Annotated in this window: 1 protein-coding gene; it reads left to right on the top strand. The window is 66.7% G+C overall.

Translation table 11 applies throughout. The features are described from left to right. Nucleotides 1-543: carboxypeptidase regulatory-like domain-containing protein (locus tag DVH23_RS23280; RefSeq protein ID WP_198668092.1), on the top strand; the 543-nt coding region annotated here is incomplete at both ends.

The following is a 543-nucleotide window of genomic DNA, read 5'->3' on the forward strand; positions in this document are numbered from 1 at the left end:
TCACCAACGCCGCGGGCGTCCCCATCGAGGGCGCCGAAGTCGTCGACGCCGATCAGGGGGCCTTTTCGGCGACCACGGACGCCGACGGCAACTACACCATCGAGGGCGTCACGCCGGGAACGAAGGCACTTCGGGCGATCCACGAGGAGTACCCCGATTCGGACATCACCTTCGTCGAGGTCGCTCCCGGCGAAACCACCAGCCAGAACCTCACGCTGGGCACCTACTTCGAAGTCTCGAACCTCGAGGCACCGGGATCGGCCCAACAGGGCGAGACGATCGAGGTCTCGGCGGACGTCACCAACACGGGCGACCAGGAGGACACCCGTACGGTGTTTTACTTCCCGCCGGGCACGGACTTCGGGACCGCGGTTCTGGACTACGAGCCGGACCAGTCGAAGACGGTGACCCTGGATGGCGGCGAGACCACCACCGTCTCGTTCTCCTACGAGATCCCCGCCGACGAGGAAACCGGCGACCTCCAACACGGCGTCTCCGCCGACGAGGTCGCCACGGCCACCATCACCATCGAAGAGGGCGGCG

This window comes from Saliphagus sp. LR7, from assembly GCF_003344565.1.
Lineage (GTDB): Archaea > Halobacteriota > Halobacteria > Halobacteriales > Natrialbaceae > Saliphagus > Saliphagus infecundisoli.